20 protein-coding genes are annotated in these 19,148 nt (G+C 67.1%); 10 read left to right on the top strand and 10 right to left on the bottom strand.

The features are described from left to right. Positions 1–322: 322 nt before the first annotated feature. The 3 genes from ACZ7L0_RS28055 to ACZ7L0_RS28045 all read right to left on the bottom strand — a co-directional run bounded on the left by ACZ7L0_RS28055 (position 323) and on the right by ACZ7L0_RS28045 (position 1,027). Entirely contained in the window at positions 323–556 is a 234-nt protein-coding gene (locus ACZ7L0_RS28055; protein WP_471245333.1) for a hypothetical protein, read from the bottom strand. A 79-nt stretch (positions 557–635) separates the two neighbouring features. Continuing rightward, positions 636–830, bottom strand: a complete 195-nt coding sequence (locus ACZ7L0_RS28050; RefSeq protein WP_471245332.1) for a hypothetical protein — start codon at positions 828–830, stop codon at positions 636–638. Beyond that, the gene (locus ACZ7L0_RS28045; protein WP_471245331.1) at positions 827–1,027 is read right to left on the bottom strand and encodes a hypothetical protein; all 201 of its coding nucleotides are present in this window, start codon (positions 1,025–1,027) and stop codon (positions 827–829) included. The genes ACZ7L0_RS28050 and ACZ7L0_RS28045 overlap by 4 nt, the downstream gene beginning before the upstream one ends. A gap of 497 nt (positions 1,028–1,524) precedes the next feature. On the opposite strand from ACZ7L0_RS28045, the gene ACZ7L0_RS28040 reads away from it, so the two are divergent. From ACZ7L0_RS28040 to ACZ7L0_RS28030, 3 genes are all read left to right on the top strand, one after another. Then, a complete protein-coding gene (locus ACZ7L0_RS28040; RefSeq protein ID WP_471245330.1) occupies positions 1,525–2,157 on the top strand; it encodes a hypothetical protein in 633 nt (210 codons plus the stop codon). A gap of 2,952 nt (positions 2,158–5,109) precedes the next feature. Further along, a complete protein-coding gene (locus ACZ7L0_RS28035; protein ID WP_471245329.1) occupies positions 5,110–6,006 on the top strand; it encodes a replication-relaxation family protein in 897 nt (298 codons plus the stop codon). A 427-nt stretch (positions 6,007–6,433) separates the two neighbouring features. After that, on the top strand, positions 6,434–7,885 hold the full coding sequence (locus tag ACZ7L0_RS28030) for a helix-turn-helix domain-containing protein (protein ID WP_471245328.1): 1,452 nt from the start codon (positions 6,434–6,436) through the stop codon (positions 7,883–7,885). 1,019 nt (positions 7,886–8,904) lie between these two features. Here the strand turns inward: ACZ7L0_RS28030 and ACZ7L0_RS28025 are convergent. After that, a complete protein-coding gene (locus tag ACZ7L0_RS28025) occupies positions 8,905–9,189 on the bottom strand; it encodes a hypothetical protein (protein ID WP_471245327.1) in 285 nt (94 codons plus the stop codon). A gap of 756 nt (positions 9,190–9,945) precedes the next feature. Here ACZ7L0_RS28025 and ACZ7L0_RS28020 point away from each other — a divergent pair. Both ACZ7L0_RS28020 and ACZ7L0_RS28015 read left to right on the top strand, forming a co-directional pair. Beyond that, the gene (locus ACZ7L0_RS28020; protein WP_471245326.1) at positions 9,946–10,452 is read left to right on the top strand and encodes a SigE family RNA polymerase sigma factor; all 507 of its coding nucleotides are present in this window, start codon (positions 9,946–9,948) and stop codon (positions 10,450–10,452) included. Between the two features lie 242 nt (positions 10,453–10,694). Then, positions 10,695–11,360: a hypothetical protein gene (locus tag ACZ7L0_RS28015; RefSeq protein WP_471245325.1), complete on the top strand. Its 666-nt coding sequence runs from the start codon at positions 10,695–10,697 to the stop codon at positions 11,358–11,360. Positions 11,361–11,423: 63 nt separating this feature from the next. Here ACZ7L0_RS28015 and ACZ7L0_RS28010 read toward each other — a convergent pair whose 3' ends face one another. After that, positions 11,424–12,395: a hypothetical protein gene (locus ACZ7L0_RS28010; RefSeq protein ID WP_471245324.1), complete on the bottom strand. Its 972-nt coding sequence runs from the start codon at positions 12,393–12,395 to the stop codon at positions 11,424–11,426. 601 nt (positions 12,396–12,996) lie between these two features. On the opposite strand from ACZ7L0_RS28010, the gene ACZ7L0_RS28005 reads away from it, so the two are divergent. After that, positions 12,997–13,944, top strand: a complete 948-nt coding sequence (locus tag ACZ7L0_RS28005) for a S8 family serine peptidase (protein WP_471245323.1) — start codon at positions 12,997–12,999, stop codon at positions 13,942–13,944. A gap of 475 nt (positions 13,945–14,419) precedes the next feature. Here ACZ7L0_RS28005 and ACZ7L0_RS28000 read toward each other — a convergent pair whose 3' ends face one another. Continuing rightward, entirely contained in the window at positions 14,420–14,626 is a 207-nt protein-coding gene (locus ACZ7L0_RS28000; protein ID WP_471245322.1) for a hypothetical protein, read from the bottom strand. Beyond that, a complete protein-coding gene (locus ACZ7L0_RS27995) occupies positions 14,614–14,853 on the bottom strand; it encodes a hypothetical protein (protein ID WP_471245321.1) in 240 nt (79 codons plus the stop codon). Before ACZ7L0_RS27995 ends, ACZ7L0_RS28000 begins: the two co-directional genes overlap by 13 nt. A 66-nt stretch (positions 14,854–14,919) precedes the next feature. Between ACZ7L0_RS27995 and ACZ7L0_RS27990 the strand changes: the two genes are divergently transcribed. After that, on the top strand, positions 14,920–15,276 hold the full coding sequence (locus tag ACZ7L0_RS27990) for a DUF6233 domain-containing protein (RefSeq protein WP_471245320.1): 357 nt from the start codon (positions 14,920–14,922) through the stop codon (positions 15,274–15,276). Here the strand turns inward: ACZ7L0_RS27990 and ku are convergent. Together ku and ACZ7L0_RS27980 are read right to left on the bottom strand one after the other, a co-directional pair. After that, positions 15,273–16,190, bottom strand: coding sequence for a non-homologous end joining protein Ku (gene ku, locus ACZ7L0_RS27985; RefSeq protein WP_471245319.1), 918 nt, complete (start codon positions 16,188–16,190; stop codon positions 15,273–15,275). The two genes, ACZ7L0_RS27990 and ku, sit on opposite strands and share 4 nt — an antisense overlap. A gap of 212 nt (positions 16,191–16,402) precedes the next feature. Next, positions 16,403–17,071, bottom strand: coding sequence for an HNH endonuclease family protein (locus tag ACZ7L0_RS27980; RefSeq protein ID WP_471245318.1), 669 nt, complete (start codon positions 17,069–17,071; stop codon positions 16,403–16,405). Positions 17,072–17,251: 180 nt separating this feature from the next. Here ACZ7L0_RS27980 and ACZ7L0_RS27975 point away from each other — a divergent pair. The 3 genes from ACZ7L0_RS27975 (at position 17,252) to ACZ7L0_RS27965 (ending at position 18,673) form a co-directional block, all read left to right on the top strand. Beyond that, positions 17,252–18,077 (top strand): IS5 family transposase gene (locus tag ACZ7L0_RS27975; protein WP_471245345.1). Its coding sequence is split into 2 segments (ribosomal slippage): positions 17,252–17,592 and positions 17,591–18,077, totalling 828 coding nucleotides; the frame shifts between segments, so codons are not numbered across the junction. Between the two features lie 8 nt (positions 18,078–18,085). Beyond that, positions 18,086–18,349, top strand: a complete 264-nt coding sequence (locus ACZ7L0_RS27970) for a hypothetical protein (protein ID WP_471245317.1) — start codon at positions 18,086–18,088, stop codon at positions 18,347–18,349. A gap of 84 nt (positions 18,350–18,433) precedes the next feature. Beyond that, complete coding sequence (locus ACZ7L0_RS27965) at positions 18,434–18,673, top strand: hypothetical protein (protein WP_471245316.1); 240 nt, start codon at positions 18,434–18,436, stop codon at positions 18,671–18,673. Between the two features lie 39 nt (positions 18,674–18,712). Here the strand turns inward: ACZ7L0_RS27965 and ACZ7L0_RS27960 are convergent. Then, positions 18,713–19,148: tetratricopeptide repeat protein (locus ACZ7L0_RS27960; RefSeq protein ID WP_471245315.1), on the bottom strand; the 436-nt coding region annotated here is incomplete at its 5' end.

Below are 19,148 nucleotides of genomic sequence, written 5' to 3'. Positions count from 1 at the left end.
CCCGCGGAGCGGGTCCCATCGCGCTGCGCGCGATGCAAGCGAACCCCCGTGCTGCGCACGGGGGTTGCGCTCCCCGCCCAGCGGGGAGCGCAAGCGGGGAGCTGCGCTCCCCGCCCAGGAAGCCTGCTGCGCAGGCTTCCTGACGCTCCCTTCGCTGCGCTCCAGGAGCGCACGGCACCGCTTCGCGGTGCGTGGCCGGCCTCCGGCCGGGGTGGCTTCCGCTGCGCTCCAGCCACCGTGACGCTCACGCGTCACGAGGCGCGCCTCGCTTCGCGCGGCCCGCCATGGCTGGCAGTAAGAGGAGGGTGGGGGCTGGCTCAGGTCACTCAATGTGTCCGGTGTCTGGGTCCACTTGACGCAGGAAATCCCTCGCGTTTTCCTCTAGTTCTTCCACGCTCAGCGGCTCGCCCCGATGCGCTCGAGAAGTGAAGCCGTACTCCGGATCAGGTCCGGTCAGCCATGTGAAGTCATAGGTCCCCTGTTCGTCCAGGCGATCACAGACCTCAAACCGCTCCCCATCGACATGCAGCACCCGCTGGCGGCTTCTTCGTTCCATGACCGCCAGTCTGCCGTCCGGGCAACACAGACAGCTACAGATTCTGATGCTTCAAAATCGCTTACGGATCGATTCTGGATCACAGCGGCTGTACCGGGGCAGCCCGTTCTTTGTCGCCACAGTGCCATGCCTGGCCGAGTGACACCGAGATGCAGATCTCCAAGGAACCGGTCCAAAAGACGTACACCTCCTCCACCAGGTCCAGCGGCCAGCCGCCGCCCTCGAGCCGCGTGATCATGTCCGCCAGCAGACGCGTCGCGCGCTCGCGCTTCACCCGGCCGCTCCCTCGGCATACGCGGCACGGAACTCCTGCGCCACCACGAAAACAGAACCCGGCACCGCACGCGGCTTCCCGTCCTGCCACGTCCGCCCGATCACCTCCGCCGAGGCCCTCCCCCGCGCCAACTGATACTCCTCGACAGCTGCGGCGAACTCCTCGGGAATCTCCCGCCGATCCACCACACCCGCCACCGCAACCTACGGGAAGGAACCACCGAACGTCTGCAGCCGCGACCACCCCAGCGACCGGCCGGCCTTCCGCAACGCCGAACGGATCAGATCTACCCCGCCCAACCCCTCTGCCTCATCGACACCGAGCCGGAGCTCGTACGACCCACCGAAGCCACCCCCACCCGGCGGACACGAACGACGCAACAACGGCACCAACACAGCGACAAGACGCTCATGACGCGGATCACCCGCAAACGACGGCATCCACCGAGCGTAGCCAGCCACGCCCCACCCCCACCCAGCATTCCCCCACACCCGCCCACAGGGGCGACAAACACCCCACACACCAAACGACAACAGCCTTCACCGGCAAAACGACACCCCAGTACCGCCGCACCCCAGCCCAGCACCAGTGAAAACCGATGACGCACACCCAGTGCACACCACACGACGCCCATCACCCTGGGTAGATGCGCTGGTGGGTAAGGGTTGGGTCCTCAGGGTCGTGAAGGTGGGGCGTGGATAGACTCGTGGCGTCGGTGGTCGATGTCCGCCGGTACGGCGCCAGTGAGCGGATGGGAGGCGCGCTGGTGTGCAAGGTGGATCACGAGGCCGCAGCAGTGACCGCAACAGCAGCTCTGACGGCGGCCTACCCGCACCTGAGGCAAGAGGCTTCTCCGCATCCGGCACTGGAAGGGTGCGAGGACGTGGAGTGGTCGTCCATTCCTGGCTGCCCGGTTGATGTCCCGGTCGTCCTGCGCGGGCTGCTCGATCCCGACGCGGCTGAGATGGCAGAGCGAGCACTGGACTGGCTTGTGATGTCAGGACCAATGTCCATTAGTGCCACGATGCCGGCTGTCGTCCCGTACCTGCTCCGACTGACTGCCGATCCATCGATCCCACGCCGGAACGAGTTGTTCGGGCTCGTGCTCGTAGCCGCCGCCCTGTCCGCACCGACCGACCCCGACAACGCGTGGGACCTGGCGGTCAGCGGCCCTGAGAAGGACCACCCTGAACGGGCCCTCTGCCGAGCGGCATTCGTTGCCGACGCGGCATGGGTGCGACGTCTGCTAGCCGATGACGAACTGCTGGCCGGCCTTCACCTCGACGACGGCGAGCGGGCGTCACTGGCCCAGGCAGCCGGACTGTGACGCGCAAAGCACCCCGGGCAGGCCGACGGCCACTGCTGCCAGACTCCGATCCCCAACGGTCGGCCTGCTTCGGCTGCCGGCTCGGAAGCCTCTGGCACGCCCGCGTCCAGGGACGCTCCGGCCGCATCCCGCACGGAAGCTGAGCCAGAACCCGTTCTCATGGACATAGCCAGACATCGGCCACGCACACACGGCCGATCCCCTGGCAGACCAGACACCCAGGATCCGAGCATCGACTCACCCGCAAGCATCTCGAAACAGCCGATCACCCGTGAAAGACAATCACAACCCTCAACACCGAAAAGGCTTACAGGCACCACGCCAGACCGACAGCACCAAAACCGCAAACCCGTCATCACACAAACTGCAGCAACGACACCACGAACCTCAAACCCGGGCACCTGACCAGCCACAACACCAACTGACATCCACCCAGCCACCTACCGACAAAACACCGCGGCTCATCAAGATGCAGATCTCCAAGGAACCGGGTCCGAAAGACGTACACCTTCTCGACCAGGCCCAGCGGCCAGCCGCCGTCCTCAAGCCGCGTGATCATGTCCGCCAGCAGACGCCTCGCGCGCTCGCGCTCACCCGGCCACGCCCCCCGCATACGCGGCACGGAACTCTTGCGCCACCCGGGATGTGCCGGATCAGGGTCCGGCGATCAGCATGCTCCGTCAAGTCCCGAATTCTCGGAACATGACTCATACGGTGCCGGTCATGCCCACTTGAAATGCAGTCTCATCGGAAATGCATGAGGCATCACGGTGAGGGAGAATTCTCCAAGGATTCTCCTTTTCACCGAACCGCGGCGATCCGCCTTGGTACTCAGTGATCCGCTGGCCATCGGTCCGGTTCCTGCGGCACATCAAAAAATCCCCTCAGATCAATAAGGAGAAATCCCATGATTCGTAATAAGCACTCCAGCCCCAAGGGCCGCAGCCTTTGCCTCGCAATACTTGCCGCCTCAGCTGCCGTGACGGCCGGCGTCATCGTCCCGGCTTCCGCCGCGGTGGCGGCCGTTCCGGATTCCTCAGCGGCGGGCAGCCGGGAGGGTGCCATCAGCTGCGGATCGCCTCCTTATTGGAACCGTCCTGGCATGCCGTTTTCCTTCCCATCAGCGGCCGTTCCGGATTCCGCTGCGGCGACGGCCCCGGCGCACGGCAAGGCCAGTCATGTTGACACCCTCCCGGATGGCTGCCGCCTCACCTAAGAAGCTGTAGTCTTTCCGATCTTGAAGGATGCGCTTCGAACGGGGTCTCGACCGGGCGGTCGCGGCACGCTGGGCGCATGCGAGTGGGGCCTCCTGAACAGCTCGTTGGTATCTAATCACCGAGCAGCAACAGGAGGCCCCGTTGCCGCAGTCTTCCGTGTCGATGCCCTGGCAGCCCGCCGAGGGCGGACTTCCTAGTCGAATCCGGCTAACCGGTCCGTAGCCGCGGATCGCTGGCTGACTGCGTCGGCGATGCCGTACGTGACTGCCGAGGCTCTCTGAAACTGGCCCCCCTCTACGCCTACCCACGTTTCACACTTGACCAGCTGCACCGCGACCAGCGGGCCCAGTACGACCTGGCCGAGCAAACGCTGCGCCGGCTGATCGAGCTCCTGCCAGCCGGAGAGCAACGGGACACAGTTCGGCTTGAACTGGCGGTCACCTACCGCAAGCAGGCACAGACCTCGCGGAATCGGGAAGGACTCCTTGGACAAGCCCGAGAGCAGTTGGTCAATGCCACACGCGAGGCCTCGCTGAGCACGGACCTAGAGGACCGGATGCACGAGGAACTGGCCACCGTGCTGGACCCTGGGCCATACCCACGAGGCCATCGCCACCCTTCGCGTCATTGGCGGAGCCGTGACAAAGACCTCCGCCACCTCACCCCCGACCAGTACCTCCCCTACGCCCTCAACACCTACCGCGTCCTCCTCACCCGCAGCACACCACTCGCATCCACGCCACCGCCACCACCCACCACATCTCAGCCAGCTCATCCCCCAGCGCTGAAAGGGAGACAGACACAAATCAGCGCCGCCCAGAAGTCCGGCGCTGATTAACCGAACACCTCACCCGACATCCGGAAAGCCGGGCGTCAGTCCAGTTCCAGGGGCTTCCCGCCTCCCAGCGCGAGCAGTAACCGGCAGAGCGCCGCTTCCCAGAGGTGGCGTGCACGAACGAGCGCACCCACTACTACGACCAGGAGGCCATACAGGCGTTCTGGTCTGCCTGGGGAGAGAACGTCGGTACCGGCCGTCTCCAGACCGCTGGACGCGCCCCGGAGACGGCCGGGGCAACCAGGGAGGCGGCGCCAGCCGCACCCAGCGCGACCAGGCCGTCGCCACCGCCCTCGAGGAACTCAGGCGGGCCGGCGGATACCGGCGCGGCACCGCCGCGCACCTGGCGCGCGAGCAAGGCGGCAACGAGCGCGACTGGCAGCACGCCGTGACCGAGGCCCGCGCCCCTGTACGAGCACGGCCAGGAGCAGGATGACTGATGTCTGTTCCCGCCAGCTGCGCCCGGCTGTCGCCCTGGCCTTCCTGGTGCGCCGACTCGGCGCTGAGCGCGGAGGCCCCGCCGACGCGCAACACCCTTAAGGGCCGCCCGATCCCCCGACGCTCCGCCACCACGCCCGCCCTTCCCTTCCCGTTTCTCCATGGTGGCGGCGTTGTGGGGGTGCAGAGGGGGATGTCGGGCTTCCCGACCACGCCTAAAAGGCGTGGTGACCTGTGGGTACATCGTCAGGCGGCCGACGAGTGCGGACAGTTGTCGGCGGGGTTGTCGGAGGGGACGTCGGGGGGGGTTGCGGGCGTGGTCGGGGGCGGGGTTATCGCAGTGTGACGCTGGTCGGGCCTTTGTGGTCGGTGGTCTGGTCGGGGTCGGCTGCTGGCCTGGGCGGTACGCGCGGCGCCGGAGCAGGACCGGCGCTGCACCGTACGGAAGGGGCGACGGTAGCGATGCGGAACGTGGACGCCGGCGGCGGGGACCGGCTGGCGCTGGCCGTACTGGCGCAGTACCGGATGGCGACGACTGAACAGATGCATCTGGTGATCGCGCCAGGGGTGCGGATCGAGCAGACCCGGCGCCGCCTGGCCAAGCTGCGCGACGAAGGCCTCATCGACCGCGTCACCCTGCCGCAGGCCGGCCGCACCCGGGTGTGGTCCGCCACCCAGTACGGCGTGGACGTCGCCTTAGAGTGGCCCGAGCTGCGCCAGCGGCGGCCGCCGAGGCTGATCGCGGACCGCACCGCGGCCCGGCTGCGGGCAGGGCACGCACTGACGGTGACGGAGACCGGGCTCGCCTTCCTGCAGGACGCCCGCCGCCGCGGCGACGAGTGCCGGCCACTGGACTGGATCCCCGAGGTCCACCACCCCCTCGGCAGCGGCGAAGCCGTCATCCCCGACGCCCTGCTGTACTACCGCACCTGCGAGGACGGAGGGTCGATGCTGCGGGCCTTCATCGAGGTCGACCGGGCCACCATGGGACCCGAACGCCTGGCCGCGAAACTCACCGCCTACGCCCGCCTCCACGACTACATACCCCCGCCCGCGCCCGGACGCCCGAGGCCAGCCGCCGGACAGCAACTCCCAGAAGAAGACTGGAGACGCCGCTACCCCCTCTTCCCGCGGCTGCTGTTCATCCTGGACGGCACCGGCCCCACCGGCATCCAGACGCGCATCCGCGCCCTGCGCGCAGCCGCCTCGGAACCGGCACTGACCGGCTTCCTCCACAACGTCCCCGTCCTCGCAGTACCCATGACCGAGCTGCTCCGCAACGGCCCCTCCGCACCCATATGGCGCCCCATCGAGAACCCCGACCGGCACGTCCCCTGGAGCCAGACCCGGCACCCGTAAACAACCCTGCACAATCGCTGCGCATAGGCCGACGGCCGCACATCGCGGGTGGGGCCGACTATGTGCTGCTGTCATCGTCGGAGCGGTGACGGCGACTGCGCCTGCAATTGATCCTGCGCAGAGTAAAGGTGCCGACCGCGAGCGCGAGGCCGGACAAGAGGTTCCCCGTGATCTGTATCAGCAACTCGTGCATCGTCACGCCCGCCCGAGCATCGACGGGGTGCGTGTGATCGGCTGCGGTAAACGGGCGTAGTGCAGCATGCTGGTCCTCCTCTTGCGGCAAGTTGGTGACACGGCCGGAGGGTCGTGCCCGAAGCAGCTGCCCCCACCGTCGAGGAACAGAAATTTGCTGCCCAAGAGGAAATAAGGCAGAAAGAACCGCAGGTCAGGACTGAAATAAGGCCGTCTGTGAAACAAGGAGGGGACCGTGCCTGAGGAGAGCCGGGACGGCGGATTAGTCCCCCGACACGAACGGGGACGGCGGCGCAACCCCTTGCCGTCGGAGCTGCCGGAGGAGTTGCGTGCGTTCGCCGACATCATGCGAATGCAGTTCTTCGACCCGATGAAGGATCGTGGCATTGGCTACGCCGAAATCAGTAAGCGGCTTCGACGGCGAGGATCGGGGTTCAGCGAAACGACTTTGAGCAGGATCGCCAACGGGCAACGAGTTCCTGACCGCCCCGTGGTGGAAGCGATCCTGGACCTGGTAGGGGAGATCGCCGGCGATCCGCTGACCAAGCCAGTGCGAGACCATGTGATGGCGGTGTACTACCGCGCGTTGGGCGTCACCAGACCCAGACAGCTACGCGAATACCTACTCGCCGACAAAGTTGAGCAGTTGCAGGCTCAAAACGATCACGAGCGTCGGGTCGAGCATGCATCCCGAACATCTGCCGAGCCAGAGGAGCGAGAGCCGGCGCAGGAGCTCGACGAGGACCACCCCGCCGTACAAGTGCACAACGAGAGCGTGCAGCTCACCGAGAAGGTAGTCCACGAAGGCGTCCCCCTGGTTGGCGACCCGTTCTCTCCTCCCGACCAGCCCAGTGACACCCGCCGCCGCTCGGTTGTCCAGGCCATCCTCGACAAGACCGACCAGATCCTGAATGTGCTGCGGGAATCACTCGAACTCGACATCGCCCGTCTGGAAGCCTCCGAACGCCACGCAGAGCAGGACAGCAGGCCCGTACCTGTGCCTGGCCCTCCTCCTGCCTCACTTTCGCCGACATCGTCGCGTTCTTGGGCCGGGCCTGCAGCGGCGGCGGTATGTGCGGCTGTGCTGGTGGTGGGCGCGGTGCTCCTTGGACTGTGGCTGGCCGACAAAGCACACACCGGCGATACCGATGGTGCTACGTCGGCTGCCCCAACCGACCAGGGCACCAGCGTGGACCCGAGTAAGCAGCCAGACCAGACTCTGTCCTCCAGCGGCAATCATTCCGGGGGCAACAGCGGCGGCAACGGGTCCCACAAGCCGCCATCGACCCCGGACCCCGCGAAGTCCTCCGCCACGAAGCTGGAACCTCCCACCACGCCTCCGAACACATCAAGCAATCCACCGACGTTCACCACTTCTGCCCCGCGGCATCTCAGCCCGGCCGACGGCACTCTCTTCACCAACTACCCGCGCGACACCACGCTGACTTGGGAGGCGAAAGCGGGAGCCACCTCGTACAGGTACGAAGTGGAATGCATGTGCTCCGGGGTATGGGTCACTTCATTCAGCGATACCACTACGGACACGTCATTCAGCTTCGACTGGTACGGCGACCAGCAAGGCCGATGGCATGTCACCGCCATCGCCGAAGACGGCACCGTAAGCGACACCAGCAACTGGTGGTACTTCGACTATAAGACCACCCCTGAAGCCGCACCGAGCACCTGAGCGGTCAGGGCCGCTGACGGCACCGTTTCACTGATCCGTGCCCTCGGGGCTTTCCTCACGCCGAAGACAGGCATGCGGCTTCGAGTACTGTGATCCACTTTCGGTTACGGCCCAATAGGAACGGGATCATCTCCGGCGAATAGGACGGCCGATGGCGGACAGCGGCTGCTGTTCGTCCTGGACGGCACCGGCTCCACAGGCGTCGAGACGCGCGTCCGCGCCCTGCGCGCGGCCGCCTCGGAACCGGCACTCTCCGGCTTCCTGCACCACGTCCCCGTCCTCGCAGTACCCATGACCGACCTGCTCCGCAACGGCCCCTCCGCACCCATATGGCGCCCCATCGAGAACCCCGACCGGCACGTCCCCTGGAGCCAGACCCGGCACCCGTAAACAAGCGTGCGCAATCGCTGCGCATCCACTACCGCGCAGCGATTGCGCACCACCACACCGCCCGTACGACGATGCGCACCACCCGACCACGAGACCGACCATGAGCCCCGGGACCCCGACCACAGACCCAACCACGGCAGGTCACAGCGTTGCGCAGCCGTTGCGCGATCGCGTCGCCGATTGCGCAGCCGGGACACGGTGACGGTGGGCGGTGCGCAAATCGGGCCGACGCTGATCCAGTCTGTGCTGCGGTTCATTGCCAGGCGTCGCTCGTAGGTTCTGAACTCTTGTGCGGCCCGCCTCGCCCGAACGGGACTTACGGAAGGATCAACCAACATGGATCCTTCCGTCATTGCCGCGCTCGGAGACCGTCCACGATGCGCGCCTCCGTGCGTGCTTTCGGGACCGCTTGCGGCGCAGTCCTGCATGGCGAACGGTTCGACGGGACCTGACAGGCTTTCGATGGAACGGCGCTCGGCCCACAACGCGCACGTGCCCTCGCTGACCAGTTCGGGGCCGTCCCTGTTGCCGGCACTCAATTGATCGTCCGACTGCCGGTCGAATGACGACCGGGACGGAATCGGTCCTCAGCCTAGGAAGAAGGCTTCAGAGTCCTCTTCGGCTAGCCCTCACTGCTCCTGGTCTTCGCTGCCGTCGCCGCTACTGCTCTCGCGCGCTCGCTGAGCATCTGCTTCATAGATCTCGCGCACCTGGCGAAGGAGTGCCTCCGCCTCAGGCGTGATCTTGCCCTCGATCTCAACCGTGTTGGCTCCCAGCTCGATGCGCATTCGGGCGCCCTGGTGGCGGGTGGCAACAGCTTCGATGGCGGTCCGCAAGGTCATCCAAGCGCCGTTGTCGCGCATCATCAACGCAACGATGAGGAGCTGACCGGAGTCGATGCCGAACTCTGCCACGTAGCTAGCATCCGCCCCTGCTCTTCCAACTGGGCTGAGAGTGCACGAGCGAGACCCGGTGTAGCCCGCAGCTTGACTTCATCAAACATGGCAGCGGGGTCGGTCGACACGGAGTCGGAGAACTCCTGGCTCGGCTGGCTGGGGTTGAGGCATGACGTCATGGCCGTGGGTCATGGGCTGAGGCTAGCGCCACCGGGGAAGCCCAGGGTTGGGAATCACACGCGGACCGGTACCCAGTTACCCGACGCTCCAGCACGTCGCGGTTACCACCAGAGCCCGCAGTCACGCGCATAACCACGGCTCGGGCTCCTCGTCGCGCCCGACGGCTCCAAGGAAAGCGGCGAGGCGCTGCTTCTGGATGCCTCCCGATGCCGCGACGAGCACGATCGCGGTCAGCATCTTTCGGTCGCCGTTTCGACGCCAGCCGTCGCCCTGGTCGAGTTGGCGCTTCCGGCACCACCCGCTGGAGCATCTCCCCCAGCCCGTCCGACATGAGACGCTGCCCTACCCTCGCCGCGACCGGCGGGCTGTCCAACACCATGAGAGGGACTGTCAGGTATGCCCGTACAGCCGCCGGCCGATCCGCGCGGACGCTGACGGGTGAAGTGAAGGCCTGGTTGTTGCGGATCCTGTGCAATGTCTCGCGGACGCGTGCAACCCCGGGTGCTCCGGTTTCCGTGTAGGACGTAGGCAGAGGCGGACCTGGATCGGTTATGTGATGCAGGGGACGCCTGAAGGCGTGAGACGAGGAAGAGCGTGAGCGATCATCTCCGCGAGACCGACTTCCGTACCTGGGTGCTCCAGCACCGTGCACGCCTGCGGACGACGGCGTTCTTGCTCTGCGGTGACTGGTACCTCGCCGACGACCTCGTCCAGGACGCTCTAGGGCGGCTGTATTCCAGGTGGGGGAGGGTGGTAGCAGCCGGTGATCCGCGTGCGTACGCCCGACGCATCCTGTGCAACCTTCACCACGATCATCTACGTCGACCGGCACGACGTGAGATCAGCGAGGCGGATGTTGCCACCCTGCGCCCGCATCCGCACACCAGCATGGATGAGCGTGACGACGAACTGATCGCCGCCCTGCAAACGATCCCTGCCGGTCAGCGGACCGTACTCGTGCTGCGCTTCTTCGAGGATCTGTCCATCGAGCAAACCGCAGCCCTGCTCAAGACGAGTACCGGCAACGTCAAGAGCCAGACGAGCCGCGGCCTTGAGGCTCTGCGCGCCGCGTTGCGGACGCGGCGCGCAGAGACCGCATGAGCCGCCGAGGTTGGAGGAGAATCGTGAAAGACGACCAGACGCCGGAAGATCTCGCCGCGCGTATCGCGTCCCTCAGCATCAGTGCTCCGGCCGATCACATCGACGTGGACGCCGCTGTCCGCGCGGGGACAAGGCGGCGGCGCCGACGACGCCTCGCCGCCGTCGGCGTCGTCGCCTGTGTCGTAGCCATTGCCGGATCGGCAGCGATCGCGACGCAGGCTGGTCACGACAGGAGCAACACCATGGCCACTCCCAGTTTCGGCAGTGCGGCCGTAACCGCCCAAGACCTCGGCGGCCGCTGGACCGCCGTACGCATCGACGGTCGCGATGTCACGGCGTGGCGCGATGCCAGCGGCAACCCGGCGAACCTTGTCATCGGGGCGGACGACGCACCCAACGGATGGCAGGTGAACCGGGCCTGCGGCCCGCTGGTCGGCGGCACCTTCGCCCTGCACGCGGACGGCTCGTTCACCGCCACGTTGCCGCGGCCGGGATTTCAGTCCTGTCCGATGCACAGCACACAGCCCCCCGACCTCGTGGACGCGGTCGCGCGCACCGCATACGTCGTCATGGAGAAGCCAGCCGGCTCCGCCACCCGCACGCTGCGGTTCCTGGACGGCCGCAGACGGCTCGTTGCGCTGTGGCGCGAGGACGCCACGATCACATCAGGCACCGCCTTGTGCAAGAAGGTGCTCGGCCGGGGGGCCACGGCCGACGGCACCTTCACCACCGTCGAGCGGATCCGCACCAAGCACCTGGCCGGGGCGAAAATCAAGGCCGCGGACGTTCTCCCCGGTGTTCCCGGCGGCACCGTCGCCGTGTACTGCTCGACCACGGAGGCAGGTACACCCGTCACGTACGCCGTCACGGCCGACGCCCACAAGGTGAGGCTCCGCTCGGCCGACTGAGCGGCTGTCGCCGGGAGCGTACGACGGCTCCCGGCGACAGCCGGCTCGGCACCTCCGCGCTAGCTAGGAGCAGCGCTTCCAGGTCTGGTAGAACGCACTGGCACTGGAGCGCGTGTCGGTGAACAGGGCGGCACCGGACGAGCGGCCGTTGGTCGTCAGCCGCACCTCGGTGTTCGGCAGCTTGAACAGATCCTTGAACGTGCTGCCGTACCTGGCACCGGCGGCGCTGAAGGTCTGCTTGCTGAACTTGCGGAGCTTGAAGCCGTACGGCCGCTCCGTGATGTAGTCCGCGGTCGACCCGTCGTAATAGCTGGAGAGGCCGGACACGTTGACGGGTGACCAGCCGGACCCGGCGGTCCGGTCATACCAGTGGAACCCGACCTTTCCGGAGCTGTAGGTCATGTACTGCGAGATGACGTGGCCGGTCTTCGTTGTGTGCCCGATGTAGACGGGCGGGTTCTGGTGCGAGGGATTCAGGTACTCGTACCAGAGCGAGGCACCCTGGGTGGTCGAGCCCACCGACGATCCTGAGGCGAAGCCCTGCTGGATCAGCTTTCCGGAGTTGTAGCCCCCGAGACCGATCCACGGCGCCGCCAGCGTCTTATTGTTGGCACCGCAGTTGGTGTAGTACTTGGGAATGTTCTGGTCGTTGTAGACCTCGTTGTAGTTGGAGTGTCCCTTGGCGATGTACCCACCCCAGTTGGTGCTGTAGGTGGTGAACCGCAGCGCCGACTTGCCGGACGATCCCAGGCACGGCGCCGACGGAATGGTCTCGCGGTACCCCTTGTACTTGTTCCGCCAGGCCGCCAGCGCCTTCGGGCTGTCCGGGGCGTCGAAGCCGAAGGCCCGCGCCGTCGCCGGCGCCGCTGTCTGCGGCCGGAAACCCCGGGGCGGGACGATCGTCGACATGGTCGCGCCACCCGGCAGACGGTACGTCAGTTCCCGGCCCGCCTGGGCACGCACGGCCTTGGCAGCAGTCGGCGACACTGTCTTTCCGTCCGCGCCGACCAGCCGCGTCTTCGTGGCGCTGAGCACCGTGCATCCGGTAGCCGGTGTGGAATCAGCCGCCGAAGCAGCGTTCGCGGGCGACGCGGGAACCGCTACGCAAGCGGCGGCCGCAACCGCCATAGAGCTCGCGGCCACTAAAGCTTTCCGCACACGCGAACTCGTGCTTGTCCGCAAGGACTTCATGCTTCTCCTTCGGTGAGGGAAAGGAAGGACACCAGCGGCCGCGGCGCGTCCGCGCCGTAGGCGATTGCTGATGCCGACAGGGACCAGCCCGGCGTGACACACGCGCCCCAGGCAGAAGCCTGTGTGTAGTCATGGCACTGGCGGCCGAACCGTCGATGACGGTTACGACCTCACGGCCGGAATCCCAGTGATTCCCAACCCCATACCGACAATGAACAGACTGTTCACGCCACCCAACCCCCGTCGTGGTGCATGACATTCGGCGCACTGAGGTGACTCCTTGGAGTCATGCGCTGCATGCAGCCTATGGGACGGAACATCGAACCTGTGACTGATTTTCAGGCAGTTTGATCCATAGGCTCAGACGCTCGTCCGTGCCGGAACGCTACGCGTCGCGCTACCGCCCACCCACGGCACTCTGGACCGGCCCGCCGGCAACGCACGGGTGCAGGTGCCCTCTGACTGCGTCAACGCCCTCTCGGTAGGGGCAGCCGACTCCACACGCCCTTCCTGGCGACGCGCCTCACACAGCGCACTTGGCCCGGGCCGCTGCCCCGGCATGGTCAAGCCCGACGTACTGAGCTCTGGCGGAGACCAGCAAGAGCCCTTCTTCTTCGTTGCCCCGTACGGCCAGGACGCACCCCCGATGTCGCTCGGCACGAGCTTCGCCGCACCCAGCGCCCTACGAATGGGCGCCGGCATGCGCGCCCACTTCGGCAACGTCCTCACACCGCTCGCCCTGAAAGCCCTACTCGTCCACTGCGCAGAGGACAACGAGCAGGACACCTCCGAACGAGGCTGGGGCCGACTCCCCGGAACGCTGGAGGACTACGTCATCTGCCCACCCCACACCGCGCGCGTCGTCTACCAGAGCAAACTCGCCCCCAAGCAGACCGTCCGCATGTTCCTCCCCCTACCCGAGACAGTCAGCACCGGGGACGTACAGATCACCGCGACCTACTGCATCGCCTGCCCAACCGACCCGAGAGCTCCGCGTAACTACACCACCAGCGCTTTCGAACCAACCTTCCGCCCGAACATGGAACGGCTTAGCCCATCAGGAAGCGTCCCCAAATCAGAGCCGTTCTTCCAGGCCCGCGACTACATGAGCGAACAGGAACTCCGGTCAGACGCCCACAAGTGGGAAACGGTCAAGCACAAGTCGGCCGTCTTCAAGGCCGACCGGCTCAAGCGCCCAGCCTTCGACGTGCGCCACGTCTTCCGCCTGGACGACCTCCCGCCGGAAACCAGCCCCGAGGTGTCCTACGCACTCGTCGTCACTCTCAAAGCCCCCTCGGTTTCGGACCTCTACGATCAGGTCGTCCGCACCTACTCGGCCCGCCTCGAAATCCTCCAGCCCGTCGTCTCCATCCCGATCACGCTTCGCCCGTAACAGCAGCCCTGAAGGGCGCTCAGGCTGTGGGCAAGCCTCTGCAAGAGCTTGCCCACAGCCTGAGCCACCCAGCCACCGACCCTCAGAAGACCCCAACCTGAGGGATACTGCCCCGCTCTGGAGGCGCTCCTGGGCACGACACATGAGCACGCCCGCCCGGCGCACAGGTAACCGCACCACACGCATGCGACGCGCACCAGACATGTCGGGAGCGACGGCCGACCGACATTGACGGGCGGCGTTCCGGGGCGAGTCCAGCCAGGGCTGGATTGGCCGCCGGTCAGCGGGCAGAGATCTGATACTCGCCTACCCGGAAGACGTCGTCCACCGGCCCCCGGGCCAGGTCTTCGGCAGCGGTTCGGGGACGCGCGGACGCCCAGCGATCGACCGCGCCATGGTGGCGGTCCACCTGTCGGCGGGCACGCTTGCGATCCGGGTAGGGGCGGTGGGCCATGATCCCCAGCTTGGCAGAGGGTTACGGCTGTGTCGGCCAGGTCGTCAACACGCTGCCGGTCTCTTCGTCGGTGAGGGTGATGCGTGCGCCGGGGAGGGTGCCGCGCTCGCCGACCCAGATAGTGAACTGGCGGCGCGCGGTCGTCTCGCTCCCCCACCAGCCGTGCATCATCGCCTGGCCGGCGGCGGTCAGGGTGAGGTGGTAGCGGCCGGGGATCACAGCGCCCACCCGGCGATCATGCAGTCGCGGCAGGAGTCCTGCCAGCGCAGGCCCAACCCGGGGATGGTGCGGCGGCAGGTGGCGACGGCTGGTGCTGCGCAGGCTGAGCACCGGTGACGGCCTGGCGGGTGGGTCCGGTCCCGGGCCCCGCAGTGGCGCAGTGGCCCGTCGGGGGTTGGGTCCGGGCGGGTGGGGTCGATGCCGAGGGTTGTGAGGATGTGCAGGTCATCGCGCATGACCTCCTCCTTGTCACTCGCCCCCTTCTGGTGCCGGTGGGCAGCGTACCTCCTATTATCGAACACATGAACGAACCGCGCCCGCTGACCCGCCTCGACATGCTGCGTTTTGCCCGCCGCGTCGTTAAACAGCAGGCCACCCGGCAGCTGGCCCTCATCGACCGGTGGATCACGGACGAGGAACAGCGGGAGGCGAAGCGACGGGCCGCCGAGGCGCGCCAGGCCCGGACCGCGGACTGGCTGATCCAGTACGGCCTCAACCGGGCCAACGTGGACGCCGTGCATACCGGTGACTGCTGGGCGGCGAGGAAGAGCGGACGGTGCCGGCCGGTGACCCGCAAGCAGGCGGTCGAGGCGCTGAGGCAGCAGGTGCCGGCGTGCCCGCACTGCCGCCCGGACACCGAGCTGGGCGTCCTGGACTAGGCGCTGCGCGGTCGCCGCCCTGCAGTTTTCTTCGCGCTCGTCTTCTTCGCGGGGGTTTTCGCAGAGGGCTGCTTCTTCGCGGCGGCTTCCTTCTGCGGCTTCGCCAGCTCATGCGCCTGCGCCCCGGCCTCGCCGCGGGCGGCCTTGGCCTTCGATACCGATTCCTGCAGCGCGGCCATCAGGTCCAGCACCTGGGCCGGCTCCTGTGGCTCGGGCGCCTCGGGCAGCGGCTTCTCCTCGCGCTTCGCCTCGATGATCTGAGCGATTGCCTCGGTGTAGCGGTCCTGGAAGTCGGGGCCTTCCAGCGTGTCCACGGTCAGGGTGTCCATGAGTGCGAGGGCTTGCTCGATCTCCTCATCGGACACCTGGACCGGCGGCGGCAGCAGCTCGGCGGGATCGCGGACCTCGTCCGGCCAGCGCATCGCGTGCAGAACCAGGACCTCGTCGCGGACCCGGAGCAGGCCCAGTCTCTCCCGGCCGCTCCAGGCGTACTTCGCGACGGCCACCTTGCTGGAGCGGCCGAGAGCCCGGACGAGGAGCTTGTACGGCTTGGCCGCAACCTGGCCAGCAGGCTGCAGGTAGTAGCCCTCGGCGACCCGGATCGGGTCGATGGACCCCAGCGGCACGAACGCGTCGATCTCAATAGCCTTCGCCGTCGGCAGCGGCAGGTTGCTCAGATCCTCGTCCGTGATCGGGATGACCTGGGTCTTGGTCAGCTCGTATCCCTTGCCGATCTCGCCCGGGGAGACCTCACGGTCCTCCAGCTCGCACACCTTGCGGTAGCGGACCCGCCCCTGATCGGGCAGATGGTACTGGTGGAACCGGATGCTGTGGTCCTCGGTCGCGCTGACCACGTTGATCGGCACGGTGACCAAACCGAACGAGATGGCGCCGGACCAGATGGTTCGGGGCATGGCAGACCTCCGCAGTAGCCCCGAGCACCATCAGCCTAAGCCGCAGCCGCCCCGCGCTTCGAGGAAAGGGGACCGGGAAAGGCCATAGCTGCCGCAGGTCTTCGCCGGCCCCCGACCTCCTGCTTCCGCGCACCGACCGGCGCGGCACGGAAGCAGGGGTAAAGGCCGGTGCGCGCCGGAACGGCGCTGCGGCCCGTGCATCCCTCGCCTCGTTAGCGGGCCTGCGTGACGGTGATCGGCGCGTTGGGGCATGCGCTCAGTTCCCCGGAAAGTGCGGCTTGCTCGGCCGAGTCGATGCTCAGGCCCCACCGGGTCTTGTCCGCGACCCAGTCGGCGACGTACTGACAGCGGTACCCCTGGGCCGGCGGCAGCCAGGTCGTCGGGTCCTGGTCGGCCTTGGACCGGTTCGAGGCGGCGGAAACCGCGATCAGCGCCCGGTCGTCTCCGAGGTCGTTGGCGTAGGCCTCGCGCTCCTTCGCGGTCCAGGCCGAGGCGCCGGAGTCCCAGGCTTCGGCAAGCGGGACCAGGTGGTCGATGTCGAGCCCGCGCGGCCCCTGGATGTACCTGTCGTCGTAGGGGGAGTACCATTCGCCGCCGGTGAGCGTGCACTTCGGACCCTGCTCGGGCGCGATGACGGCCTCGGCCTTGAGTACCTCGGCCCGGGTATTGCAGCCGTCCTTGTCGGCGTCGACCCAGTGCTTGAACTTGCTGCGCTCGTAGCCGGTGCGGTCTTCATTGCGGACCGGGAGCTTGGCCAGCACGTCCCGTACGGGGGCGGTGATAGTGGTGCCGGGATCGGCCGCCGGAGCGGCATGGGCTGTCGCGGGGAGGAGCAGGGCAGCGATCACAGCCGTGACAGCGGTGTGGCGGGCAAAACGCACGAGGCGATTCCTCTCGGAGATCACATAAGTTCGCGATCTTCGTAGCGGCTTCGTCCCGCGGCTCGCCCGGGGCCAGTGCCGGCTCTACCTGATCGGGCGGTAAGTCCGATCGTCGGCTCTTCGCGACAACCACTTACAAGTCATCTCATTTGGCTGGGCAGGCTGTTGGCCGTGGCGGGGATCGTTGAGCACCTGGTGCCGGATGAACTGTGGGAACTGTTCCAGCGGGTGGTGCCGGAGGCGCAGTCGCGGCCTCAGGGCGGCGGCCGGCGTCGCCACGGCGACCGGGAGGTGCTGGCGGCGATCGTGTTCGTGGCGACGTCGGGCTGCACGTGGCGGCAGCTTCCCGCCGCGTCGTTCGGGCCGTCTGGTGCGACGGCCCACCGCAGGTTCACCGAGTGGACGAAGGCCCGGGTGTGGGCCAGGCTTCACCGCCTGGTCCTCGACGAACTCGGCTCCAGCGGCGAGCTGGACTGGTCGAGGTGTGCGATCGACTCGGTGAACATACGGGCCCTGAAAAGGGGACCTGACAGGTCCGAATCCTGTCGACCGGGGCAAATACGGCTCGAAGATCCATCTGATCACCGAGCGGACCGGTCTGCCCCTGTCCGTCGGTATCTCCGGCGCCAACGTCCACGACAGCCAGGCCCTGATCCCGCTCGTGAAGGGCATACCTCCGATCCGGTCCCGCCGAGGACCTCGCCGACGCAAGCCCGGCAAGCTCCACGCCGACAAGGGCTACGACTACGGCCACCTGCGGCAATGGCTCTCGGACCGAGGCATCCGCCACCGCATCGCCCGCAAGGGCGTGGAGAGCTCACAGCGGCTCGGGCGACACCGCTGGACCATCGAACGGACCATGGCCTGGCTCGCCGGCTGCCGCCGACTCCACCGCCGCTACGAACGCAAGGCCGAGCACTTCCTCGCCTTCACCAGCCTCGCCTGCACCCTCATCTGCTACCGCAGACTCAAGACGACTCCATGCGATGTGAAAGCTGCGCCATGATGGCCCGCGTGAGCAAAGAGACTGCGCTTCAGGCCGTAGCACGCCTGTACCAAGAGTTCATGGGATTGCCCTTTCCTCCCGGATTGGCTGGCGCGGACCGGGCCGGCTTCGACCTGGTGATGCTGGACTCGGACACCGCAGCCTGGGTTTTTATCTGGATCAAGAACGGCGGCGAGCTCGAAGCGCGAGGCCGAAGCGGTCTGCTTCGCTGCATCGCCCGCCTGGACCGGGTCATACCTGTACTCAGTGAAGCGGACGACCCTGAGTACTGACACCGCCTGCACGAGATGGCTCGACTTGTCGCGGATTCCCCACAGATAGCCACCAAATGAGATGACCTCTTAGGATCCGTGCACGTGACAGATGTCCCCGAAAACCTGATCGAACTGGAGCGTGCCGCCGAGCTGGAGCGTGCCCGGCTGGCCGGCCTCTCCGGCGACGAGTACGACGTGCAGTGGCGCCGCTGGCGTGACGCATCAGAAGCGGCACAGGCCGCAATCACGGCTCACACCCAGGAGACCGGGGGCAACCGTTATGAACTGGAGCAGTCGGTGAAGAAGGCGGTGCGGCACGGCGACGAGGATCCCGCAGAGTAGCGGTCCTCATCGCTTGGCAGGCCCGCTACGTAACCCTGTTCAAAAACCGGTCGCTGCCTGACCACTGGCGTCGCCCCTTTCTCGCCACCGCTCAAGAGCGCTCCGGGTGGCGAAAGTCAGGGGGTGAATTGGGCCCAGCACTCGCTCGCTGTCGGGAAGGAGTTGCTCGAGGGCGTCAGCGGCTCCGGAGGGGTCGCCCGCCTCGCCCTGCCAGCGGGCGGACTGGAAGCGGACGCCGAGGGTGCCGTAGTCGTCCGGGCCCAGGACACGCTCGTAGTCGTGCAGCAGCTCAGCGAACGCTGCCGCGGCCCCGGAGGGGTCGCCCGCCTCGCCCTGCCAGCGGGCGGACTCGGAGCGGACGCCGAGGGTGTCGGGGTGATCCGGGCCCAGGACACGCTCGTAGTCGTGCAGCAGCTCAGCGAACGCTGCCGCGGCCCCGGACGCGTCCCCCGCGTCCCCTCGTAGGTAGGCCAGA

It is taken from the genome of Streptomyces sp. NPDC039424, assembly GCF_055639495.1.
Note: the sequence above shows the minus strand (reverse complement) of the source record. Positions and strands in the feature narration are given on the sequence as shown.